Below are 20,659 nucleotides of genomic sequence, written 5' to 3'. Positions count from 1 at the left end.
AATTCAGCCTGAGGAGATCCCCATGAACGCTGCCCTCGACGTTCTGCAATCGACCCATCAGCACATCAACCGCGACCGTCTGTGGCAGTCGCTGATGGACCTGGCGAAACTCGGCGCCACCCCGAAGGGCGGGGTATGCCGCCTGGCCCTTACCGACCTCGACCGCAAGGCCCGCGACCTCTTCGTGCAGTGGTGTGAAGCGGCCGGTTGCACCGTGACCATCGACGGCATCGGCAATATTTTCGCGCGCCGCCCTGGCCGCAATCCCGACTTGCCACCGGTGATGACCGGCAGCCACATCGACACCCAGCCCACCGGCGGCAAGTTCGACGGATGTTTTGGTGTGTTGGCCGGCGTGGAGGTGCTGCGTACGCTCAATGATCTAAAGATCGAAACCGAGGCGCCGCTGGAAGTGGTGGTGTGGACCAACGAAGAAGGTTCGCGTTTCCCACCGTGCATGATGGGCTCCGGGGTGTTCGCCGAGAAGTTCAGCCTGGCCGATACCTTGGCCAAGGTCGATGTGGATGGCGTCAGCGTCGGCGAGGCATTGAACGCGATTGGCTACGCGGGCACCCGTCCTGAGAGTGGGCATAAGGTCGGTGCCTATTTCGAGGCCCATATCGAACAGGGGCCGATCCTGGAGGATGAAAAGAAAACCATCGGCGTGGTGCTCGGCGCCCTGGGGCAAAAGTGGTTCGACCTGAAACTGCGTGGCGTGGAAGCCCATGCGGGGCCGACGCCCATGCACCTGCGCAAGGATGCCCTGGTGGGCGCGGCAGCGGTGGTGGCGGCGGTGAATGCAGCCGCGCTGGGGCACCAGCCGCATGCATGCGGCACCGTGGGTTGCCTGCAGGCGTACCCGGGCTCGCGCAACGTGATTCCCGGTGAAGTGCGCATGACCCTCGACTTCCGTCATCTGGAACCTGCGCGGTTGGATTCGATGATTGCCCAGGTACGCGAGGTGATCGATGACACCTGTGCCAAACAGGGTCTGACTTATGAGATGGAACCCACCGCCGATTTCCCGCCGCTGTACTTTGACAAAGGCTGTGTCGATGCCGTTCGCGATGCGGCCAATAGCCTGGGCCTGTCGAACATGGATATCGTCAGCGGGGCAGGACACGACGCGATCTTCGTCGCCGAGCTGGGCCCGGCGGGGATGATCTTCGTGCCGTGTGAAGGTGGTATCAGCCATAACGAAATCGAGAACGCCGCACCGGATGACTTGGCGGCGGGGTGTGCAGTGTTGTTGCGTGCGATGGTGGCGGCCTCGGCGGCAATCGCCAGCGGCAAGTTAGCCGCTTGAAATGCAGTAAAAAATGTGGGAGGGGCGGTGCGACGATTCGACTTGCCCCCGATGACGGCCGGTCAGTCAATGATGCAGTGTTTGAAATACCGCAATCGGGGGCAAGCCCCCTCCCACATTTAGGGCTGTGCTAGGTCGTAGAATGATGTCAGGCCCCAGGCTGCCAGCCGCCGCCGAGTGCGGTCACAAGCCCCACACTCGCCTGCAACTGCCGCGTCTGCACCGCCTGCAATGTCCGCTGCGCCTGCAACGCCGCCGTCTGCGCGGTGACTACATCCAGGTAACTCACCGCCCCGGCCTGATAGCTGTTCATCGCCAGGGTTTGGGTATGCCGTGCCGCATCCGCCGCGGCCTGTTCATCCTGCGCTTGCTGCTGCAAATCCCTTAGCTGCCCCAGGTTATCTTCGACCTCTCTCACGGCTTTCAACACCTGGCTGCGGTATTGCGCCGAGGCCTCTTCGAATTCGGCTCTGGCCTGGCGTTCGTTGGCACTCAACCGCCCGCCATCGAAGATTGGCAGATTCACCAGCGGCCCCAGCGCCCAATAGCGATTGCCTGCCGACAGCAGGTTACCCACGCCTTGGGTTTGCCCGCCAATCAACCCGGTCAGGCTGAAATCCGGATACCACGCGGCCTTGGCCACGCCGATATTCGCGTTGGCCGCAAACACCCGCCGTTCCGCCGCGGCGATGTCGGGGCGACGTTGCAGCAGGTGGATCGGCAACTGCGAAGGGACCCCTGGCAACGCAAGCAGCTGCGGGCTGGGCGGCAATGAAAAATCACTGGCCGCCACCCCCACCAATTCACCAATGGCATGCTCGGTCAGGTTGCGTTGCCCACGCACTTCATCGCGTTCGGCCTTGGCTTGCGCCAGTTGGTTTTGCGCTCTTGTCAGGTCCAGTTCCGAAGCAATCTGGCCTTCATAACGATTGCGGGTCAGTTGTAGCGCCTGGTGGAAGTCCTCCAGTGAGCTGTCGAGTATCCGGCCCTGTGCATCCAACCCATTGAGCTGCACATACAAACTGGCCAATTGGTGTTGAAGGCTCAATCGCGCCACCGCCAGGTCATCCGCGGACGCTTGCGCCTGGGCATCACCGGCAGCCACCTGGTTGCGGATTTTGCCCCATAGGTCGAGGTCGTAGCCCAGGGAAAAGCCGGCGATGTTGCTGTTGTACACCGACGGCTGCGTGCTCCCCCGCAACGGTCGTGAATCCGATTGTCGCTGGCGCAGCGGTTGTGCACTGGCGGTGATTTGCGGGAACAGGCCGGCATGCAACTGGCTGGCATACGCTTGGGACGCGTCGAAATGCGCGAGCGCTGCCCCCAGGTCGGGGTTGGCCTTGAGTAGGCGCTGTTGCAGGTTATCCAGGGTAGGGTCGTTGTAGAGCTTCCACCACTCGGGCGCCAATTGATCGGACGGTTGTGCGCTGTGCCACGGGCCGTCGCTGGTCTGTTCGCGGTAATGAGTCGGCAGGTCCACCCTCGGCACTGTGTAGGTGGGCGCCATCGAGCAACCCTGCAATGCCAGCAGCATCAGTGCGGCGAGGGGTTTAAGCCTTGGGCGCATGGGCACCTCCGGAGGCGTCAGCCAGTTGCACCGGGTCGCCTTCGCGCAGGGCGTCAGGCGGGTTGTCGATGATGCGGTCGGCGGGCTTCAAGCCTTGGTCGATCACCAGGCGTTCGCCCAGGTCGAGGCCGATATGAATGGCTTGCAAGTGCACATGATTGTGCTTGTCCAGCACCGCAACCTGGGTGCCCTGGGCGCGGAAGATCAAGGCGCTGGCCGGGATGCTCACGCCATGGGTGTCGGCCGGGATCGGCAGGGTGGCTTCGGCGTAATCGCCGGGCAGCAGCTCGCCGTTGGGGTTGTCGGCAACGAACTGGGCAAGCAGGGTGCCGGAGCGGCGGTCGATGGCGGTGGAGTCACCGATCAGGCGCGCCTTGAAGTGCTCCCCTGGGTGTTCGGGCACGGTCAGCTCGGCCTCCAGGCCAGGATGGATCACTGCTGCATAGTTCTGTGGCACTGGCACATACAGGCGCAACTGGTGAGTGTCGGCAAGGTTGAACAGCTCAGGGCCGCTGTCGGTATCGGCCTTGATCAACTGGCCGATATCGGTGTTGCGCGCAGTAATGGTGCCGGCGAATGGCGCACGAATGGTCTTGTAGCTTTCCAGCGCCGACAGTCGCGCATAGTCGGCAGCGGCGGCCTGGGCGTTGGCCTTGGCCGCCGCGGCGTTGGAGGCTTTTTCATCGGCCTCCTGGCGCGATACCGAGTGGCTGGCCAGCAGGTTTTGCCAACGGGTCGCGCTGGTGGCGGCCAGGCGCGCATTCGCTTGTTGTTGGATCAGCCGCGCATGGGCCTGGGCCAGTTGTTGATCAAGGTCGGGGCTATCGATTTCGGCGAGGATCTGCCCGGCCTGGACCTGGCTACCAATGTCGACTTTCCAGTCCTTCAAGTAGCCGCTGACCCGCGCATGGATCGGCGCCTTGCTCCAGGCCTCGAGGTGCGCGGGCAGGCGCAGGGTATCGCCGGCGGCGTTCTGCTTGGGTTCAAACACCATCACTTGGGGGATGGCGGCGGCCTCGGTCCAGGCAGTGACCGATTGTTCGTGCAGCGTGCGGGCGTGCAGGCCACTGGCGACCAACAGGGCGGCCAACGTCAGGCCGCCGGCACCCATGAGCATCAGACGCTTGCGCGAGGGTTTTTGATCAGACGACATGTGCGGTTTCTCCAGCTGCAGCGCGAGTAGGGTGACGACCGTGGACCAGGCTGAAGACCACGGGAACAAACAACAGGGTGGCGAGGGTGGCGAAGATCAGGCCGCCGATGACCGCACGGCCGAGCGGGGCGTTCTGCTCTTCGGAAATCGCCAGGGGCAGCATGCCGATGATCATTGCCAGGGCGGTCATGCACACCGGGCGAAAGCGTGTGTAGCCAGCTTCCAGCGCCGCCTTCAATGCATCGCCATGTTCGGCCAGGCGTTCACGGCAGAAGCTCACTACCAGGATCGAGTTGGCGGTAGCCACGCCCATGCACAAGATGGCTCCGGTAAGGGCCGGCACCGACAACGAGGTGCCGCTGAGGAACAGCATCCACACGATGCCCGCCAGTGCAGCCGGCAAGGCCGTGATGATCACAAAGGGGTCGGCCCAGGATTGGAAGTTGACCACGATCAGCAGATAGATCAGCACCACCGCGCCGAGCAAACCGAAACTCAAGCCGCTGAACGCCTCATGCAGCGCATCGATCTGCCCATGCAGGCTGATCGTCGCGCCCTTGGGGCGCATGGCGGCGGTGTCATCCAAGACTTTTTGCACGTCTCGGGCGACGCCGCCGAGGTCACGGCCTTGTACGTTGGCATACAGGTCCAGGGTGGGCTCGATGTTGTAGTGGGTGACCACCGCCGGGCTTTGCACACGGGAAATGGTGGCCACTCCGCCAAGGATCTGCGACTGGCCATCGGCGCCGGTCACGGGTAGCGCTTCCAGGGACGGCAAGCTGTCGAGGCGGTATTGCGGGGTGGCAGCAACGATGGAATAGGACACGCCATTGGCTGGGTTGAGCCAGAAGGTCGGCGCGGTTTGCGAGCTGCCGGCGAGGGAGGCGACCATGCTATTGGTGACGTCACGCTCGGTGATGCCCAGGCCATTGGCGCGCATGCGGTCGACATTCACCTGCAACGATGGATAGCCAGTGGACTGCTGGATACGCAGGTCGGCGATGCCCGGCACATGTTGCAGGCGCCGCTCAAGTTCCACGGCGTAGGCGCGGTTTTCTTCATCGCTGCGCCCGGAGATTTTTACATCCAGCGGGGCCGGCGCGCCGAAGTTGAGGATCTGGCTGCTGATGTCGGCCGGCAGGAAGGCGAAGTGGCTGCCGGGAAAACTTTGCGGCAGGGCTTCACGCAGTTTTTTCACGTAGTCGGCAGTGGGCGCATGGTCTTTTTTCAGCGTGACCTGGATGTCGCCATCCTGCGGGCCAATGGTGCCGCTGCTGCTGTAGGCCATGTCGATGCCGCTGAGCGGGATGCCGATATTGTCGACGATGGTGTCCAGTTCTTCGGCGGGGATCACTTCACGGATCCGCGCTTCGATGCGGTCGAAGGCCGCGGCGCTTTCCTCGATGCGCGTGCCCAGCGGCAAACGCACGTGCAGCGCCAGGGCTCCTGCATCGGTGGCTGGGAAAAAGTCCTGGCCAAGGCTTGGCAGTAGCAGGAATGACGCGAGTACACAGGCCAGAAAACCCACGATAAATCGCTTGCGATGACCCAGGGCCAACGTCAGCAAGCCATAGTAGGTGTCGCGGATATTCGAGAAGTGGCGCTCGAAACCTTGTTGGAAATTCAACACGGTTTGCAGCGCGGCATTGCGCGGCTGCTTGTGCTGCTCGCCTTCATGGTGGTTGATGAACACGTCTTCAGGATGATGCCCAACGCCTGGCTCCGGTGTGTGCGGCTTGAGCAGAAACATCGCCAGTGTCGGCACCAGAGTGCGCGACAGGATGAACGAACTGGCCATGGCAAAGATCACCGCCAGGGCCATCGGCCGGAACAGATAACCGGCGATGCCTTGCAGCAAGAACATCGGCACGAACACGATGCAGATGCACAGCAGCGAGACGAACGCCGGGCCGACGATCTGTGCGGCACCGTCGAGGATCGCAGTCTTTACCGCCTTGCCTTGTTCCAGGTGCCAGTTGATGTTTTCGATGGTCACCGTGGCGTCGTCCACCAGGATCCCAACCGCCAACGCCAGCCCGCCGAGGGTCATCACGTTGAGGGTTTGCCCGCTGACCGCCAGCAGCGCAATGGCCGACAGCACCGCCAGGGGAATCGACGCGGCAATGATCAGGGTCGAGCGCCAGCTGCCGAGGAACAGCAGGATCATCGCGCTGGTCAGCAACGCGGCGATGATGCCTTCCTGGGCCACGCTGCCCACTGATTGCTTGACGAACACCGAAGCGTCACCCAGCAGCGAGGTTTTCAGTGAAGGCGGCAGGGTTTCGTTGATGCGCGGCAGCATCTGGCGGATGCCGTCGATGATCGACAGGGTCGAGATGCTGCCGTTTTTCAGCGCCGGCATCAGTACTGCGCGATGACCGTCGACGCGCACGATGTTGGTCTGCGGTGGTGAGCCGTCGCGCACGTGGGCCACTTGGCCGATGGTGATCAGCGCACCATCGACGGTCTTGATCGGCAGATCGTTGAGCTCATCGATCGCCTTGGGGCTGTTGTTGAGCAAAATCGTGTATTCGTTGGGGCCGAGCTTGGCGGTGCCCACCGGGATGATCTGGTTCTGCAACGCCAGGGCATTGCCCACGTCCTGGGCCGACAAGCCTTTGGCGGCCAGGGCCTGCGGGTCAAGGTCGAGGGTGATCTGCCGTTGCTTGCCGCCCATCGGCGTGGGCATGGCCAGGCCGGGCAGGGCGCTCAGGGGCAGGCGGATATTGTTCTGCACCAGGTCGCGGATCCTGGCTTCCGACAGGCTGGGGCTGGAGAATGCCATTTGCAGGATCGGCACCGTGGAGGCGCTGTAGTTGAGGATCAGCGGTGGGGTGATGCCCGGTGGCATCTGCTTGAGCACAGTTTGTGACACCGCCGTGACCTGGGCGTTGGCGGTGCGGATATCGACGCCGGGCTGGAAGAAGATCTTGACGATGCCCATGCCGGGCAGTGATTGCGATTCGATATGTTCGATGTCGTTGACGGTGGTGCTCAAGGAGCGTTCATAGGTGTAGATCACCCGCCCGGCCATGGCGTCCGGGGACAGGCCGTTGTACTGCCAGACCACGGCGACCACCGGGATACCGATATCGGGGAACACGTCAGTAGGTGTGCGCAGGGCCGCCATGGGCCCGATGATGCAGATGAATATAGCCAACACGATGAACGTGTACGGCTTTTGCAGTGCGGTCTTTACCAGCCCGAGCATGCGTGAGTCTCCGAGAAAAGCAGGGTTGCAAACCCCGGCAGTCTCGCCCGACCCACCTAACACGCACCTTTCAGCCAGGTGAAGGAAGATTTAGTTAACGGCTGAAGATCGTTTCATATGTATTCATTTGTTCTACAAAGGCGGGCTGATCAAGCTTGTCAGCCATCGGATACACCTTTTTTGATGCCTTTGGAGCCCTGCCATGTCACTTAAACCACTGTTGTTGATTCCCGCACTTGGCGTTGTATTGTTGCTCTCGGCCTGCGCCGGCCCAATCCCCAAGGCTGACCCCAGCGAAGCCTGGATCGGCTTGAAGGAAGAAGCGCCGAATGACCTGATGGCTGAGCGCGTCGACGGCCAGCGCGTGGATGATGGCCGCTATTTTGAAGTAACCCCGGGGGACCATCGCCTGGACGTGACGTTATTTGAAGAAGAGCCAGGCGACGACAACCAGCAGGATTGCCAGGGCCGGATCGAGTACAAACATTTCAAGGCGGGCGAACACTACACCCTGGTGGAGTCGAGCCTGGGCACCACCGTGCGGGCGACCCTCAAGGATGGCCACGGCAAGGAAATCGCGACGACCCAGGACTTCAATTGCATGCCCGGCTAGGCGTGATGTGCCGTCGCCTTGGAAGGCTTGGCGGGCGCTTCGGGTTTGACGTGGGGGTGATGATGCCTGCGGGTCACGCGCATTACACCCCACAGCATGGCGGCGGCGACCGCCAGCCAACCGCAGATCAACAGGAAAATCGTCGTAGCAAGGCTCATTCGGGCCTCCTTTCGCCCAGTCGGGGCACACACAGTCTTCTCAATGGACAGTCTAGCTATACGGCGGTTGCCTGCTATTGACCAATGGTCGAGTCTGTCCAACTTGTTTGCTCTATCAGCAAAGCTTTACTAGCTCAGTGGGCTATACCCACGTAGCAGAGCGTCCTATGATCGGGGCCTTTACCGGCAGTTGATCAAGAGAGTCAAAAAATTGCGCACACGGTCGAACGTTAGAACTTCCTTTCTGCTGGCTGTTGCCCTGGGGCTCGGGGCCTGTTCCAGCCAGCCGTCGAAATTGCCTGGCTTGCCGGAGCGCGTCGAACTCAACGGCGTGCCGACCTTCCGCAGCGAGGCTTATCAGAGCGGTCCTACGGCATTGGCCAGCATGCTGTCGCAACAAGGCATTGTCATGACACCGGGGCTCTTGGATAAGCCGCTGCGTCTTCCAGGCGCTGAGGCGAACCTGGAAGGCAACATGCAGGCGTTGGCGCGTGAGTACGGGCTGATGGTGTACCCGTTGGACGCCAAGCTGACCTCAGTGCTGGCGCAGGTGGCGGCAGGTTACCCGGTAATGGCGCGAATCAGCTCCAGCTTCTGGTCCGGGGCGCGTTATGTCGTGGTGGTCGGGTTCAACCAGCAGAAGAGTACGGTGTTGCTGCGTTCTGGGAACGAGCGCCGATTGACCATGGGGTTCAGTGATTTTGAGTCGGCGTGGAAGAGCGCGGGGCACTGGGCCATCCTGACTCAGCGCCCGAGTCAGCTGCCGGCGAATGTGGATGCGCAGCGCTGGCGTGAGGCGGCGAATGCAACGGCCCAGGCGGGGCAGGAAGGGGCCGCGGCCCAAGCGCTCAAAGTCCTGGCAGAACGCATATAAGAATGTGGGAGGGGCGGTGCGACGATTCGGCTTGCCCCTCCCACATTGGTTTGCGGTGCTTCAGTAATGTTGATGAGGTTAGCGGCGAACTTCTACCGCATTCCCCCGGTTCTTCAGATTCTTGTCAGCCTTGTAGCGCAACGCCACATCCGGCACTGCGCCGCCTTTGCCGGTCTCGACCCAACTGCGAATGCGGCTGGCATCGGCAAAATGAGTGAACTTGCCAAAGGCATCCAGGATCACCAGTGAAACCGGGCGATTACCCATGCTGGTCACCAGCACCAGGCAATGCCCGGCCTGGTTGGTAAAGCCGGTCTTGGTCAGCTTGATGTCCCAGTTGGCGCGGTTGATCAGGTGGTCGGTGTTGGAGAAGCCCAGGGTGTAGTTGGGCTTGCGGAACGCCACGGTCTTTTCTTTAGTGGTACTCAATTGGCTGAGCATCGGGAATTTGCGCGCATAGGCCAGCAGCTTGCTCAGGTCGCGGGCGGTCGACACGTTATGGATCGACAGGCCAGTGGGCTCAACATAGTGGGTGCTGGTCATACCCAGGGACTTGGCCTTGGCGTTCATCGCTGCGATGAAGGCCGCGTAGCCACCTGGATAGTGGTGGGCCAGGCTTGCCGCAGCGCGGTTTTCCGAGGACATCAGCGCGATCAGCAGCATCTCCTTGCGTGGCATCTGGCTGCCGATCTTTACCCGCGAGAACACGCCTTTCATCTCTGGCGTGTCAGTGATGTTGATGTCGATGTATTCGTCCATATCCTGCTTGGCTTCGAGGACGATCAGGCCGGTCATCAGCTTGCTCACCGAAGCGATAGGCACCACCACGTCTGGGTTGCTGGAATAAATGACCTTGTTGGTTTGCAGATCGACCAGCATGGCGCTGCCGGAGGCAATTTGCAGCTTGGAGGCGTCACGCGGGGCCAAGGTGGATTCGGCGGCGTGGGCGAAGGTGCCTGTGAAAGCGAAAAACAGGCTGACAATAGAGAGACGAATTTTCACGCGGATGAACTCGCTAAAAAGTAAGAAATACCGTTTGGGAACGGGTTTTATGATAAATGGCGTTACATTTTAGGAGTATGGATGAAGAACTGTCGAATGTTCTTCTAGAACCAGACGAAAGTGCCTAAAAACTAACAAAAAACAGTTTTTTAGCGGGCAATAAAAAGCCCCGCGATAAGGCAGGGCTTCTTCATTGCGCCTGGTTATTAACCGTGCAGGGTTTCCGCGGCGTACAGGGTGTTTTCCAGCAGGCAGGCCCGGGTCATAGGGCCGACACCGCCGGGTACCGGAGTAATCCAGCCGGCGCGGGGCAGGGCGGTTTCATACACCACGTCGCCGACCAACTTGCCGTCGTCCTGGCGGTTGATGCCTACATCGATGACGATGGCGCCTTCCTTGATCCATTCACCCTTGACCAACCCCGGCTTGCCGGCTGCCACTACTACCAGATCGGCGCGACCGACGTGGCCGGCAAGGTCTTTGGTGAAGCGATGGGTGACGGTCACGGTGCAACCGGCCAGCAGCAGCTCCATGGCCATCGGGCGACCGACGATATTGGATGCGCCGACGATAACGGCATCGAGGCCGTATAGGTCGACACCGGTGCTTTCCAGCAGGGTCATGATGCCTTTGGGTGTGCAGGGGCGCAGCAGCGGGATGCGCTGGGCCAGTCGGCCGACGTTATAAGGGTGAAAACCGTCGACGTCTTTGTCCGGGCGGATACGCTCCAGCAGCTTGGAAGCGTCCAGATGCTCGGGTAATGGCAGCTGGAGCAGGATGCCATCGATCGCCGGGTCTTCGTTGAGGCCGTCGATCAGGTCGGTAAGGGCCTGCTGGGTGGTCTGGGAAGGCAAGTCATAGGCCTTGGAAATAAAGCCGACCTCTTCACAGTCTTTACGCTTGTGCGAGACATAAACCTGAGAGGCAGGATCGCTGCCGACCAGGATCACCGCGAGGCCCGGCGTGCGCAGGCCTTGCTGGCTGCGCTCGGTGACTCGTTTGGCGATCTGCTGGCGCAGGCTGGCGGCGATTGATTTGCCGTCGATAAGTTGTGCAGTCATTACGCGTGATTAACCATCGAGAGGGGGAAGAAAAGTGCGCGCATTCTCGCACGCCAAGGCGCGAGGGCAAAGGCGCTTGGTCTGCAAATTGCCCTAACTCCTTAAATAAAATCAGTTTTTTTCAAAAAAAGATTTGACGGGTTTCCGGGGCATCTATACTATTCGTCGCACTTGTCGGGCACAGCCTAGCACTGGTTAAGAAGGTCGAGCAGAATAGTTGTCCTGCAAGGCTGGAAGCACTTAGTTTGTAATCCTCCAAGAGTACAGATTAATAAGGCGCCCGTAGCTCAGCTGGATAGAGCATCCGCCTTCTAAGCGGATGGTCGCAGGTTCGAGTCCTGCCGGGTGCGCCATTAGGCAGCTTTGGCACAAGTAGCGCTATATGGTGGGCGTAGCTCAGTTGGTAGAGCACGGGATTGTGACTCCCGTTGTCGAGGGTTCGATCCCCTTCGTCCACCCCATATTTTGAAAGGCGCCAGATTAATCATCTGGCGCCTTTGCTTTAAGAGCTTCAAGCGCGGATGTGGTGGAATTGGTAGACACACTGGATTTAGGTTCCAGCGCCGCGAGGCGTAAGAGTTCGAGTCTCTTCATCCGCACCAATTAAGCTTTGCTCGGCCGTCAGGCCAGTAGGGCTCGACAAAGAAGAAGTGGTTTGGTTTCTTTGTTAACGCAATATGGTGGGCGTAGCTCAGTTGGTAGAGCACGGGATTGTGACTCCCGTTGTCGAGGGTTCGATCCCCTTCGTCCACCCCATATTCGAAAGGCGCCAGATTTAACAGTCTGGCGCCTTTTTTGGTTTCAGGGGTTTGAATATTCGGCGGTTGCAGATACTGGGCCGCATCGGCAGGGCGTTTCATCGTATTTGTGTATCTCGATGATACGCGCTGCCTGCCCGCTCTGTTCGCAGGGCGGGCCGCCAGGGAGATGAACGGCTTCGCCTTCTATATATAAAGAGGCGGCGCAGGGCCCTGGCGCAATTGGCTGTATTTGTCACCGGGGCGAGGTACATCAGTGCCTTCGTACCGATAAATTGCCGGCGGTTTTCCGGTGTATTTCCAGTAGGGTGACTTCTTGAGTTTGACCCACTAGAATGCATGCCCTTGATTGGGGTCGGAAATGGCCGGCTAATGTCTGTGCAACGAGGAATATCCATGCAAGTTTCTGTTGAAAATACTACTGCTCTCGAGCGCCGCCTGAGCATCACCGTGCCGGCAGAGCGTATCGAGACTGCGGTCAACAAGCGTCTGCAGCAGACTGCCCAGAAGGCCAAGATCGCTGGTTTCCGTCCAGGCAAAGTGCCGATGAGCGAAATCAAGCGTCGTTTTGGTGCCGATGCGCGCCAGGAAGCTGTAGGTGACGTGATCCAGGCTTCCTTCTACGAAGCCGTTGTCGAGCAGAAGCTGAACCCGGCTGGCTCGCCTTCGATCGAGCCTAAGTCCCTGGAAGCGGGCAAGGACCTGGAATACGTTGCCGTATTCGAAGTGTTCCCAGAGTTCGAAGTGGCCGGTTTCGACGGTATCGCCATCGAGCGCCTGAGCGCCGAAGTGGCTGATTCGGACCTGGACAACATGCTGGAAATCCTGCGCAAGCAGAACACCCGTTTTGAAGTGGCCGACCGCGCTGCCCAGAACGAGGACCAGCTGAACATCGATTTCGTTGGCAAGGTTGACGGCGAAGTCTTCGCTGGCGGCTCGGCCAAGGGCACCCAGCTGGTGCTGGGTTCCAACCGCATGATCCCGGGTTTCGAAGACGGCCTGGTTGGCGCCAAGGCCGGCGAAGAGCGCGTGCTGAACCTGACTTTCCCGGCTGACTACCAGAACCTGGACCTGGCCGGCAAAGCCGCCGAGTTCACCGTGACCGTCAACAGCGTTTCCGAGCCTAAGCTGCCAGAGCTGAACGAAGAATTCTTCGCTCAGTTCGGTATCAAGGAAACCGGCATCGAAGGCTTCCGCACCGAAGTTCGCAAGAACATGGAGCGTGAACTGCGCCAGGCGATCAAGTCCAAGGTCAAGAACCAGGTCATGGACGGTCTGCTGGCCGCCAACCCGATCGAAGTGCCTAAGGCCCTGCTGTCCAACGAAGTGGATCGCCTGCGTGTACAAGCTGTGCAGCAGTTCGGTGGCAACATCAAGCCTGACCAACTGCCGGCCGAGCTGTTCGAAGAACAAGCCAAGCGCCGCGTTGTGCTGGGCCTGATCGTGGCTGAAGTGGTCAAGCAGTTTGACCTCAAGCCAGACGAAGACCGTGTTCGCGAAATGATCCAGGAAATGGCGTCGGCCTACCAGGAGCCTGAACAGGTCGTGGCGTGGTACTACAAGAATGACCAGCAGCTGAACGAAGTACGTTCGGTTGTGCTGGAAGAACAAGTTGTGGATACTGTTCTGCAGAAGGCTAAGGTGACCGATAAAGCGGTCTCTTACGAAGAAGCAGTCAAACCGGCGGAAGCAGCACAAGCCGACTGATTGTCCAACTCGTTGGAAATTCAACCATAAGCCAGCCTCGCGCTGGCTTATGCGTTTTCAAGACATGACTATTTGGGAGTAACTGCAGAGCATGTTCCGTAATTCCTATATTCAGCAGAACTCTGATATCCAGGCCGCAGGCGGCCTGGTCCCGATGGTTGTCGAGCAGTCCGCTCGTGGCGAACGCGCCTACGACATCTACTCGCGCCTGCTCAAGGAGCGAGTGATCTTTCTGGTGGGCCCGGTAGAGGACTACATGGCCAACCTGATCTGTGCGCAACTGCTGTTCCTTGAAGCGGAAAACCCGGACAAGGACATCCATCTCTACATCAACTCGCCGGGCGGTTCGGTGACGGCGGGCATGTCGATCTACGACACCATGCAGTTCATCAAGCCAAACGTGTCGACCACCTGTATCGGCCAAGCCTGCAGCATGGGAGCGTTCCTGCTGACCGCGGGTGCCGAGGGCAAGCGTTACTGCCTGCCGAACTCGCGTGTGATGATTCACCAGCCACTGGGCGGTTTCCAGGGCCAGGCGTCGGATATCGAAATCCATGCCAAGGAAATCCTCTTCATCCGCGAGCGTCTCAATAAACTGATGGCCCACCACAGCGGGCGCACCCTGGAAGAAATCGAGCGCGATACCAACCGTGACAATTTCATGAGCGCTGAAGCCGCGAAAGAATACGGGTTGATCGACGCAGTGATCGACAAGCGCCCCGCTTAATATAAGCCGCTCAAAATAGGGCTGGTCGGCATGTCCGACCACTGGCGGGCTTGAAAAAGCCCGCATAAGCCTTCATCTTGTGTTGCAAGCCTATCGGATTTGGATCGAACGAATGACTGACACCCGCAACGGCGAGGACAACGGCAAGCTGCTCTATTGCTCCTTCTGTGGCAAAAGCCAGCATGAAGTGCGCAAATTGATTGCCGGCCCCTCGGTGTTTATCTGCGACGAATGCGTCGACCTGTGCAATGACATCATCCGCGAGGAGGTGCAGGAAGCCCAGGCCGAGAGCAGTGCGCATAAATTACCTTCGCCGAAAGAAATCAGCGGCATCCTTGACCAGTATGTGATTGGTCAAGAGCGTGCAAAGAAGGTTCTGGCCGTAGCGGTGTACAACCACTACAAGCGCTTGAACCAGCGTGACAAGAAAGGCGACGAGGTCGAACTGGGCAAGAGCAACATCTTGCTGATCGGTCCTACAGGCTCGGGTAAAACCTTGCTTGCTGAAACCCTCGCTCGCCTGTTGAACGTTCCGTTCACCATTGCCGACGCCACCACCCTCACCGAGGCTGGCTACGTGGGTGAAGATGTCGAGAACATCATCCAGAAACTGCTGCAGAAGTGCGACTACGACGTAGAAAAGGCCCAGATGGGTATTGTCTATATCGACGAAATCGACAAGATTTCGCGCAAGTCCGACAACCCGTCGATTACCCGGGATGTTTCCGGTGAAGGCGTGCAGCAGGCCCTGTTGAAACTGATCGAAGGCACGGTTGCTTCCGTACCGCCCCAAGGCGGCCGCAAGCACCCGCAGCAGGAATTCCTTCAGGTTGATACGCGTAACATCCTGTTCATCTGTGGCGGTGCGTTCTCCGGTCTGGAGAAGGTTATCCAGCAGCGCTCTACCCGTGGCGGCATTGGTTTCGGCGCAGAAGTGCGCAGCAAGGAAGAAGGCAAGAAAGTGGGCGAGTCCCTGCGTGAAGTCGAACCTGACGATCTGGTCAAGTTCGGTCTGATCCCGGAATTCGTTGGCCGTCTGCCGGTCCTGGCCACGTTGGACGAGCTGGATGAGGCTGCTCTGATTCAGATCCTCACCGAGCCGAAAAACGCCTTGACCAAGCAATACGCCAAGCTGTTCGAGATGGAAGGCGTAGACCTCGAGTTCCGTACCGACGCACTCAAATCGGTGGCCAAGCGGGCACTGGAGCGCAAGACCGGTGCACGTGGCCTGCGTTCGATTCTTGAAGGCGTGCTGCTCGACACCATGTACGAAATCCCCTCGCAGTCCGAGGTGAGTAAAGTGGTGATCGACGAAAGCGTTATAGAAGGCAAGTCCAAGCCACTGTATATCTACGAAAACAGTGAGCCGGCTGCCAAGGCTGCGCCAGACGCGTAAGCGTCCAGCGGTATAAGCAAGGGGCCTTCAGGGGCCCCTTGTTTTTTGGGGTGGTTTCTCAGGGTAGTGGTTAAATTCGCGGTTATTCATGCGTTTAACTGCTGGCATTGAGCTTGTTTTTTTTGCATCGAACCCCCATCTTGGTTTCAAGCTTACTTTTCAACTGTCATAGAGGCGAAATCATGAAGACAACCATCGAATTGCCTCTCCTGCCGTTGCGTGATGTCGTCGTCTATCCGCACATGGTTATCCCGCTGTTCGTGGGGCGCGAGAAGTCTATCGAAGCCCTCGAGGCCGCGATGACGGGCGACAAGCAAATCCTGCTGTTGGCCCAGAAGAATCCAGCTGATGATGATCCAGGCGAAGACGCCCTGTATCGCGTCGGCACTGTTGCGACGGTACTGCAATTGCTCAAGTTGCCCGATGGTACCGTCAAGGTGCTGGTAGAAGGCGAGCAGCGCGGTGCGGTAGAACGTTTCATGGAGGTGGACGGCCACCTGCGCGCCGAAGTAGCGCTGATTGAAGAAATCGAGGCCCCGGAGCGTGAGTCCGAGGTGTTTGTACGCAGCCTGCTCTCGCAGTTCGAGCAGTATGTGCAGTTGGGCAAGAAAGTCCCGGCTGAAGTCCTGTCTTCCCTCAACAGCATTGATGAGCCAAGCCGTCTGGTCGACACCATGGCGGCGCACATGGCGCTGAAAATCGAGCAGAAGCAAGACATCCTCGAAATCATTGACCTGCCGGCACGTGTCGAACACGTGCTGGCGCTGCTCGATGGCGAAATCGACCTGTTGCAGGTCGAGAAGCGCATCCGCGGCCGCGTGAAGAAACAAATGGAGCGCAGCCAGCGCGAGTACTACTTGAATGAGCAGATGAAGGCCATTCAGAAAGAGCTCGGTGACGGTGAGGAAGGCCACAACGAAATCGAAGAGCTGAAAAAGCGTATCGATGCCGCTGGCTTACCGAAAGACGCCTTGACCAAGGCCACCGCTGAACTGAACAAACTCAAGCAGATGTCGCCGATGTCGGCCGAAGCCACTGTGGTGCGCTCCTACATCGATTGGCTCGTGCAGGTGCCGTGGAAGGCCCAGACCAAGGTGCGCCTGGACCTGGCCCGTGCTGAAGAGATCCTCGATGCCGACCACTACGGCCTCGAAGAGGTCAAGGAACGCATCCTCGAGTACCTCGCTGTACAAAAGCGCGTGAAGAAAATCCGTGGCCCGGTGTTGTGCCTGGTCGGCCCTCCAGGTGTAGGTAAAACCTCCCTGGCGGAGTCGATTGCCAGCGCCACCAACCGCAAGTTTGTGCGCATGGCCCTGGGCGGCGTGCGTGATGAGGCGGAAATCCGTGGTCATCGCCGTACCTACATCGGTTCGATGCCAGGAAGATTGATTCAAAAGATGACAAAAGTGGGCGTGCGCAACCCGCTGTTCCTGCTCGATGAAATCGACAAAATGGGCAGCGACATGCGTGGCGATCCTGCGTCGGCGCTGCTTGAAGTCCTCGATCCAGAGCAGAATCACAATTTCAACGACCATTACCTGGAAGTCGACTACGACCTGTCCGACGTAATGTTCCTGTGCACCTCCAACTCCATGAACATTCCGCCAGCGTTGCTGGACCGGATGGAGGTGATTCGTCTGCCGGGCTACACCGAAGACGAGAAGATCAACATCGCGGTCAAATACCTCGCGCCCAAGCAGATTTCAGCCAACGGCCTGAAGAAGGGCGAGATCGAATTTGACGTCGAGGCGATCCGCGACATCGTGCGTTACTACACTCGCGAGGCCGGCGTGCGGGGCCTCGAACGCCAGATCGCGAAGATCTGCCGCAAGGCGGTCAAGGAACACGCCCTGGAAAAACGCTTCTCCGTGAAGGTGGTGGCTGACTCCCTGGAACACTTCCTGGGCGTGAAGAAGTTCCGCTATGGCCTGGCCGAGCAGCAGGATCAGGTCGGGCAGGTGACTGGTCTGGCGTGGACCCAGGTGGGTGGCGAGTTGCTGACCATCGAAGCCGCGGTAATTCCGGGCAAAGGCCAATTGATCAAGACCGGCTCCCTGGGTGATGTGATGGTCGAATCCATTACGGCCGCGCAGACCGTGGTGCGCAGCCGCGCCCGCAGCCTGGGCATCCCCCTGGACTTCCACGAGAAGCACGACACCCACATCCACATGCCGGAAGGGGCGACTCCGAAGGACGGCCCCAGCGCTGGCGTAGGCATGTGCACCGCCTTGGTGTCGGCCTTGACCGGCATTCCTGTGCGCGCCGATGTAGCGATGACCGGGGAAATTACCCTGCGTGGCCAGGTATTGGCCATCGGTGGCTTGAAAGAGAAATTGCTCGCCGCGCACCGGGGTGGAATCAAGACCGTGATCATTCCTGAAGAGAATGTTCGCGATTTGAAGGAAATTCCTGACAACATCAAGCAGGATCTTCAGATTAAACCGGTTAAATGGATTGACGAGGTCCTGCAAATTGCGCTGCAATACGCGCCGGAGCCCTTGCCGGATGTGGTTCCGGAGATAGTCGCGAAGGACGAAAAACGCGAGTCCGATTCCAAGGAAAGAATTAGCACGCATTAATGTGTTAAAGCCTGGGGGCTTCCTTGACAGCTTTTTAGAGCCCTTGTTATAAAGCGGCTCTTAAGTGTCTGTAGGCCATTCAGCACTGGTTTTTGCTTTTACCAAAAAACTTAGAATTATACTCAATAGATATATAAGGGGACTTAGAGTGAACAAGTCGGAACTGATTGATGCTATCGCCGCATCCGCTGATATCCCGAAAGCTGCTGCTGGCCGTGCGCTGGACGCAGTAATCGAATCCGTCACTGGCGCTCTGAAGGCCGGCGACTCCGTGGTACTGGTAGGCTTCGGTACTTTCTCTGTGACCGATCGCCCAGCTCGCACTGGCCGTAACCCACAGACCGGTAAAGCACTGCAAATCGCTGCTGCCAAGAAACCAGGTTTCAAAGCCGGTAAAGCCCTGAAAGAAGCGGTTAACTAAGCTTCGTTCTTGCCTTACCTACCCGGGTTAGACGCAGGTCTGGCCTGGCAGCGGAGCGGCAGTTGACCCACATATCCATTGGGTCGCCATGCCGGGGGTGTGGGTTCTAACCCCCGTCCGCTCCGCCAGTTACGAGAAGGCGCATCCTCGGATGCGCCTTTCTTCTATCCGGACTCTACCCACGCTCCACGGTTGCCTAAATTTGAAGTTCAACCGTTTCTGGGGGACGCATGCTGCAAAATATCAGGGACAATTCACAAGGCTGGATTGCCAAGACCATTATCGGGATCATCGTCGCATTGATGGCGTTCACCGGTATCGAGGCTATTTTCCAGGCTTCGGGTAACAACAAGCAGGACGTGGCCAAGGTCAACGGTGAGGAAATCACCCAGACCGAATTGAGCCAGGCCGTCGACATGCAACGGCGCCAGCTGATGCAACAGCTGGGCAAGGATTTCGACGCTTCCCTGCTGGACGAAAAACTGCTGCGCGACGCGGCCCTCAAGGGCCTGATCGATCGCAAGCTGCTGCTGCAAGGCGCTGCTGATTCCAAGTTCGGCTTCTCGGAAGCGGCATTGGACCAGGTGATCCTGCAGACGCCGGAATTCCAGGTGGACGGCAAGTTCAGCGCCGAACGCTTTGACCAGGTGATCCGTCAGCTGGGCTACAGCCGTATGCAATTCCGTCAGATGCTGACCCAGGAAATGCTGATCGGCCAGGTTCGTGCAGGTATCGCCGGCAGCGGTTTCGTGACCGACGCCGAGGTGCTGGCATTCGCCCGTCTGGAAAAGCAGACCCGCGATTTCGCCACCGTCAATATCAAGGCTGACCCTGCGGCGGTGAAACTCACCGATGACGAGGTCAAGGCTTACTACGACCAGCACGCCAAGGAGTTCATGACCCCGGACCAGGTGGTCATCGACTATCTGGAGCTGAAGAAATCGTCATTCTTCGACCAGGTCACCGTCAAGGACGATGAGCTGCAGGCTGCCTACGAGAAGGAAACCGCCAACCTCGCTGAACAGCGTCGTGCCGCGCACATCCTGATTGAAGTCAACGACAAGGTCACCGAGGCGCAAGCCAAGGCCAAGATCGAAGAGATCCAGGCGCGCCTGGCCAAGGGTGAGAAGTTCGAAGCCCTGGCCAAGGAGTTCTCCCAGGATCCAGGTTCGGCCAACAATGGTGGCGACCTGGGCTTTGCCGGTCCGGGCGTTTACGATCCGGACTTCGAAACCGCCTTGTACGGCTTGAAGCAAGACCAGGTATCTGCGCCGGTGCGCAGTGCTTTCGGTTGGCACTTGATCAAGTTGCTGGGCGTTGAAGCACCTGAGGTGCCATCGTTCGCCAGCCTGAAAGACAAGCTGACCCGCGAGCTCAAGACCCAGCAGGTAGAACAGCGGTTTGTCGAAGCGACCAAGCAATTGGAAGATGCGGCATTTGAGGCGTCCGACCTGGCCCAGCCAGCATCTGACCTGAAACTGACCGTCCATACCTCCGCGCCGTTTGGCCGCGAAGGTGGCGAAGGCGTCGCGGCCAACCGTGCCGTGGTCACCGCCGCATTCAGTCCGGAAGTGCTGGATGAAGGTGCCAACAGCAGCGCCATCGAGCTGGACCCTGAAACCATCATCGTGCTGCGTGCCAAGGAGCATCTCAAGCCGGCCCAACTGCCGCTCGAGAAGGTCGAGGCGGCCATTCGCACACAGATGACCAAGGAGCGCGCGAGCGCTGCTGCCAAAGCCCATGCCGACGAGTTGATCGCCAGCCTGCGCGATGGCAAGACCGCGCTGGACCAGCCGATTGACGGCCAAGCCTGGAAGGTCACTGAAGCGGCGACCCGTGGTCAGGAATCTATCGACCCGGCCGTGCTGCAAGCCCTGTTCCGTATGCCCAAGCCTGCGGCCAAGGACAAGCCGACCTTCACCACTGTGACCCTGCGCGATGGTAGCCTGGTGATTGTGCGCTTGAACGGCGTCAACGAAGCGGCAGCACCTACGGACGAAGAAAAGGCGCAATACCGTCGGTTCCTCGCTTCCCGTATCGGCCAGCAGGACTTCGCGGCGTACCGCAAGCAGCTGGAAACCCAGGCAGACATCAAGAAGTATTGATGCCGGCCTGAATAAAAAGAC

At 59.2% G+C, this 20,659-nt stretch carries 15 protein-coding genes and 4 tRNA genes; 13 read left to right on the top strand and 6 right to left on the bottom strand.

Annotated features, from left to right (window positions below):
* Positions 1-22 precede the first annotated feature (22 nt).
* Entirely contained in the window at positions 23-1,306 is a 1,284-nt protein-coding gene (locus TU73_RS18735) for a Zn-dependent hydrolase (protein ID WP_057013466.1), read from the top strand.
* Between the two features lie 148 nt (positions 1,307-1,454).
* On the opposite strand, the gene TU73_RS18730 is transcribed toward TU73_RS18735, so the two are convergent.
* From TU73_RS18730 to TU73_RS18720, 3 genes are read right to left on the bottom strand one after another with little or no spacing between them, the layout of a single operon-like run.
* Positions 1,455-2,873 (bottom strand): efflux transporter outer membrane subunit, encoded by a 1,419-nt coding sequence (locus tag TU73_RS18730; protein WP_057013465.1) that lies wholly within the window; start codon positions 2,871-2,873, stop codon positions 1,455-1,457.
* Entirely contained in the window at positions 2,857-4,026 is a 1,170-nt protein-coding gene (locus tag TU73_RS18725; RefSeq protein WP_057013464.1) for an efflux RND transporter periplasmic adaptor subunit, read from the bottom strand. Before TU73_RS18725 ends, TU73_RS18730 begins: the two co-directional genes overlap by 17 nt.
* Positions 4,016-7,237: an efflux RND transporter permease subunit gene (locus TU73_RS18720; RefSeq protein ID WP_057013463.1), complete on the bottom strand. Its 3,222-nt coding sequence runs from the start codon at positions 7,235-7,237 to the stop codon at positions 4,016-4,018. Before TU73_RS18720 ends, TU73_RS18725 begins: the two co-directional genes overlap by 11 nt.
* Before the next feature lie 202 nt (positions 7,238-7,439).
* Between TU73_RS18720 and TU73_RS18715 the strand changes: the two genes are divergently transcribed.
* Entirely contained in the window at positions 7,440-7,850 is a 411-nt protein-coding gene (locus TU73_RS18715) for a PA0061/PA0062 family lipoprotein (RefSeq protein WP_057013462.1), read from the top strand.
* Here the strand turns inward: TU73_RS18715 and TU73_RS29185 are convergent.
* On the bottom strand, positions 7,847-8,008 hold the full coding sequence (locus TU73_RS29185) for a hypothetical protein (RefSeq protein ID WP_164486381.1): 162 nt from the start codon (positions 8,006-8,008) through the stop codon (positions 7,847-7,849). The two genes, TU73_RS18715 and TU73_RS29185, sit on opposite strands and share 4 nt — an antisense overlap.
* 211 nt (positions 8,009-8,219) lie before the next feature.
* On the opposite strand from TU73_RS29185, the gene TU73_RS18710 reads away from it, so the two are divergent.
* Positions 8,220-8,882: a peptidase C39 family protein gene (locus TU73_RS18710; RefSeq protein ID WP_057013461.1), complete on the top strand. Its 663-nt coding sequence runs from the start codon at positions 8,220-8,222 to the stop codon at positions 8,880-8,882.
* Positions 8,883-8,960: 78 nt separating this feature from the next.
* On the opposite strand, the gene pbpG is transcribed toward TU73_RS18710, so the two are convergent.
* Both pbpG and folD read right to left on the bottom strand, forming a co-directional pair.
* The gene (pbpG, locus tag TU73_RS18705; RefSeq protein ID WP_057013460.1) at positions 8,961-9,884 is read right to left on the bottom strand and encodes a D-alanyl-D-alanine endopeptidase; all 924 of its coding nucleotides are present in this window, start codon (positions 9,882-9,884) and stop codon (positions 8,961-8,963) included.
* Between the two features lie 206 nt (positions 9,885-10,090).
* Positions 10,091-10,945: a bifunctional methylenetetrahydrofolate dehydrogenase/methenyltetrahydrofolate cyclohydrolase FolD gene (gene folD, locus TU73_RS18700; RefSeq protein WP_057013459.1), complete on the bottom strand. Its 855-nt coding sequence runs from the start codon at positions 10,943-10,945 to the stop codon at positions 10,091-10,093.
* A gap of 276 nt (positions 10,946-11,221) precedes the next feature.
* Between folD and TU73_RS18695 the strand changes: the two genes are divergently transcribed.
* From TU73_RS18695 to TU73_RS18650, 10 genes are all read left to right on the top strand, one after another.
* Positions 11,222-11,298: transfer RNA gene (locus TU73_RS18695), tRNA-Arg, on the top strand.
* 32 nt (positions 11,299-11,330) lie between these two features.
* Positions 11,331-11,406, top strand: a tRNA-His gene (locus tag TU73_RS18690).
* Positions 11,407-11,462: 56 nt separating this feature from the next.
* Positions 11,463-11,547, top strand: a tRNA-Leu gene (locus TU73_RS18685).
* A 78-nt stretch (positions 11,548-11,625) separates the two neighbouring features.
* Positions 11,626-11,701 (top strand) — tRNA-His (locus tag TU73_RS18680).
* Positions 11,702-12,099: 398 nt separating this feature from the next.
* A complete protein-coding gene (gene tig / locus TU73_RS18675; protein ID WP_034120380.1) occupies positions 12,100-13,410 on the top strand; it encodes a trigger factor in 1,311 nt (436 codons plus the stop codon).
* Positions 13,411-13,501: 91 nt separating this feature from the next.
* Positions 13,502-14,137, top strand: a complete 636-nt coding sequence (clpP, locus tag TU73_RS18670; RefSeq protein WP_043048706.1) for an ATP-dependent Clp endopeptidase proteolytic subunit ClpP — start codon at positions 13,502-13,504, stop codon at positions 14,135-14,137.
* A 112-nt stretch (positions 14,138-14,249) separates the two neighbouring features.
* On the top strand, positions 14,250-15,533 hold the full coding sequence (clpX, locus tag TU73_RS18665) for an ATP-dependent Clp protease ATP-binding subunit ClpX (protein WP_017136464.1): 1,284 nt from the start codon (positions 14,250-14,252) through the stop codon (positions 15,531-15,533).
* Positions 15,534-15,715: 182 nt separating this feature from the next.
* Positions 15,716-18,112, top strand: a complete 2,397-nt coding sequence (gene lon / locus TU73_RS18660) for an endopeptidase La (RefSeq protein WP_057013458.1) — start codon at positions 15,716-15,718, stop codon at positions 18,110-18,112.
* A 133-nt stretch (positions 18,113-18,245) separates the two neighbouring features.
* Entirely contained in the window at positions 18,246-18,533 is a 288-nt protein-coding gene (locus TU73_RS18655; RefSeq protein WP_221034285.1) for an HU family DNA-binding protein, read from the top strand.
* Between the two features lie 230 nt (positions 18,534-18,763).
* The gene (locus TU73_RS18650; RefSeq protein ID WP_057013457.1) at positions 18,764-20,638 is read left to right on the top strand and encodes a SurA N-terminal domain-containing protein; all 1,875 of its coding nucleotides are present in this window, start codon (positions 18,764-18,766) and stop codon (positions 20,636-20,638) included.
* Positions 20,639-20,659: the final 21 nt, after the last annotated feature.

The organism is Pseudomonas libanensis (genome assembly GCF_001439685.1).
Classification (GTDB): domain Bacteria; phylum Pseudomonadota; class Gammaproteobacteria; order Pseudomonadales; family Pseudomonadaceae; genus Aquipseudomonas; species Aquipseudomonas libanensis.
Note: the sequence above shows the minus strand (reverse complement) of the source record. Positions and strands in the feature narration are given on the sequence as shown.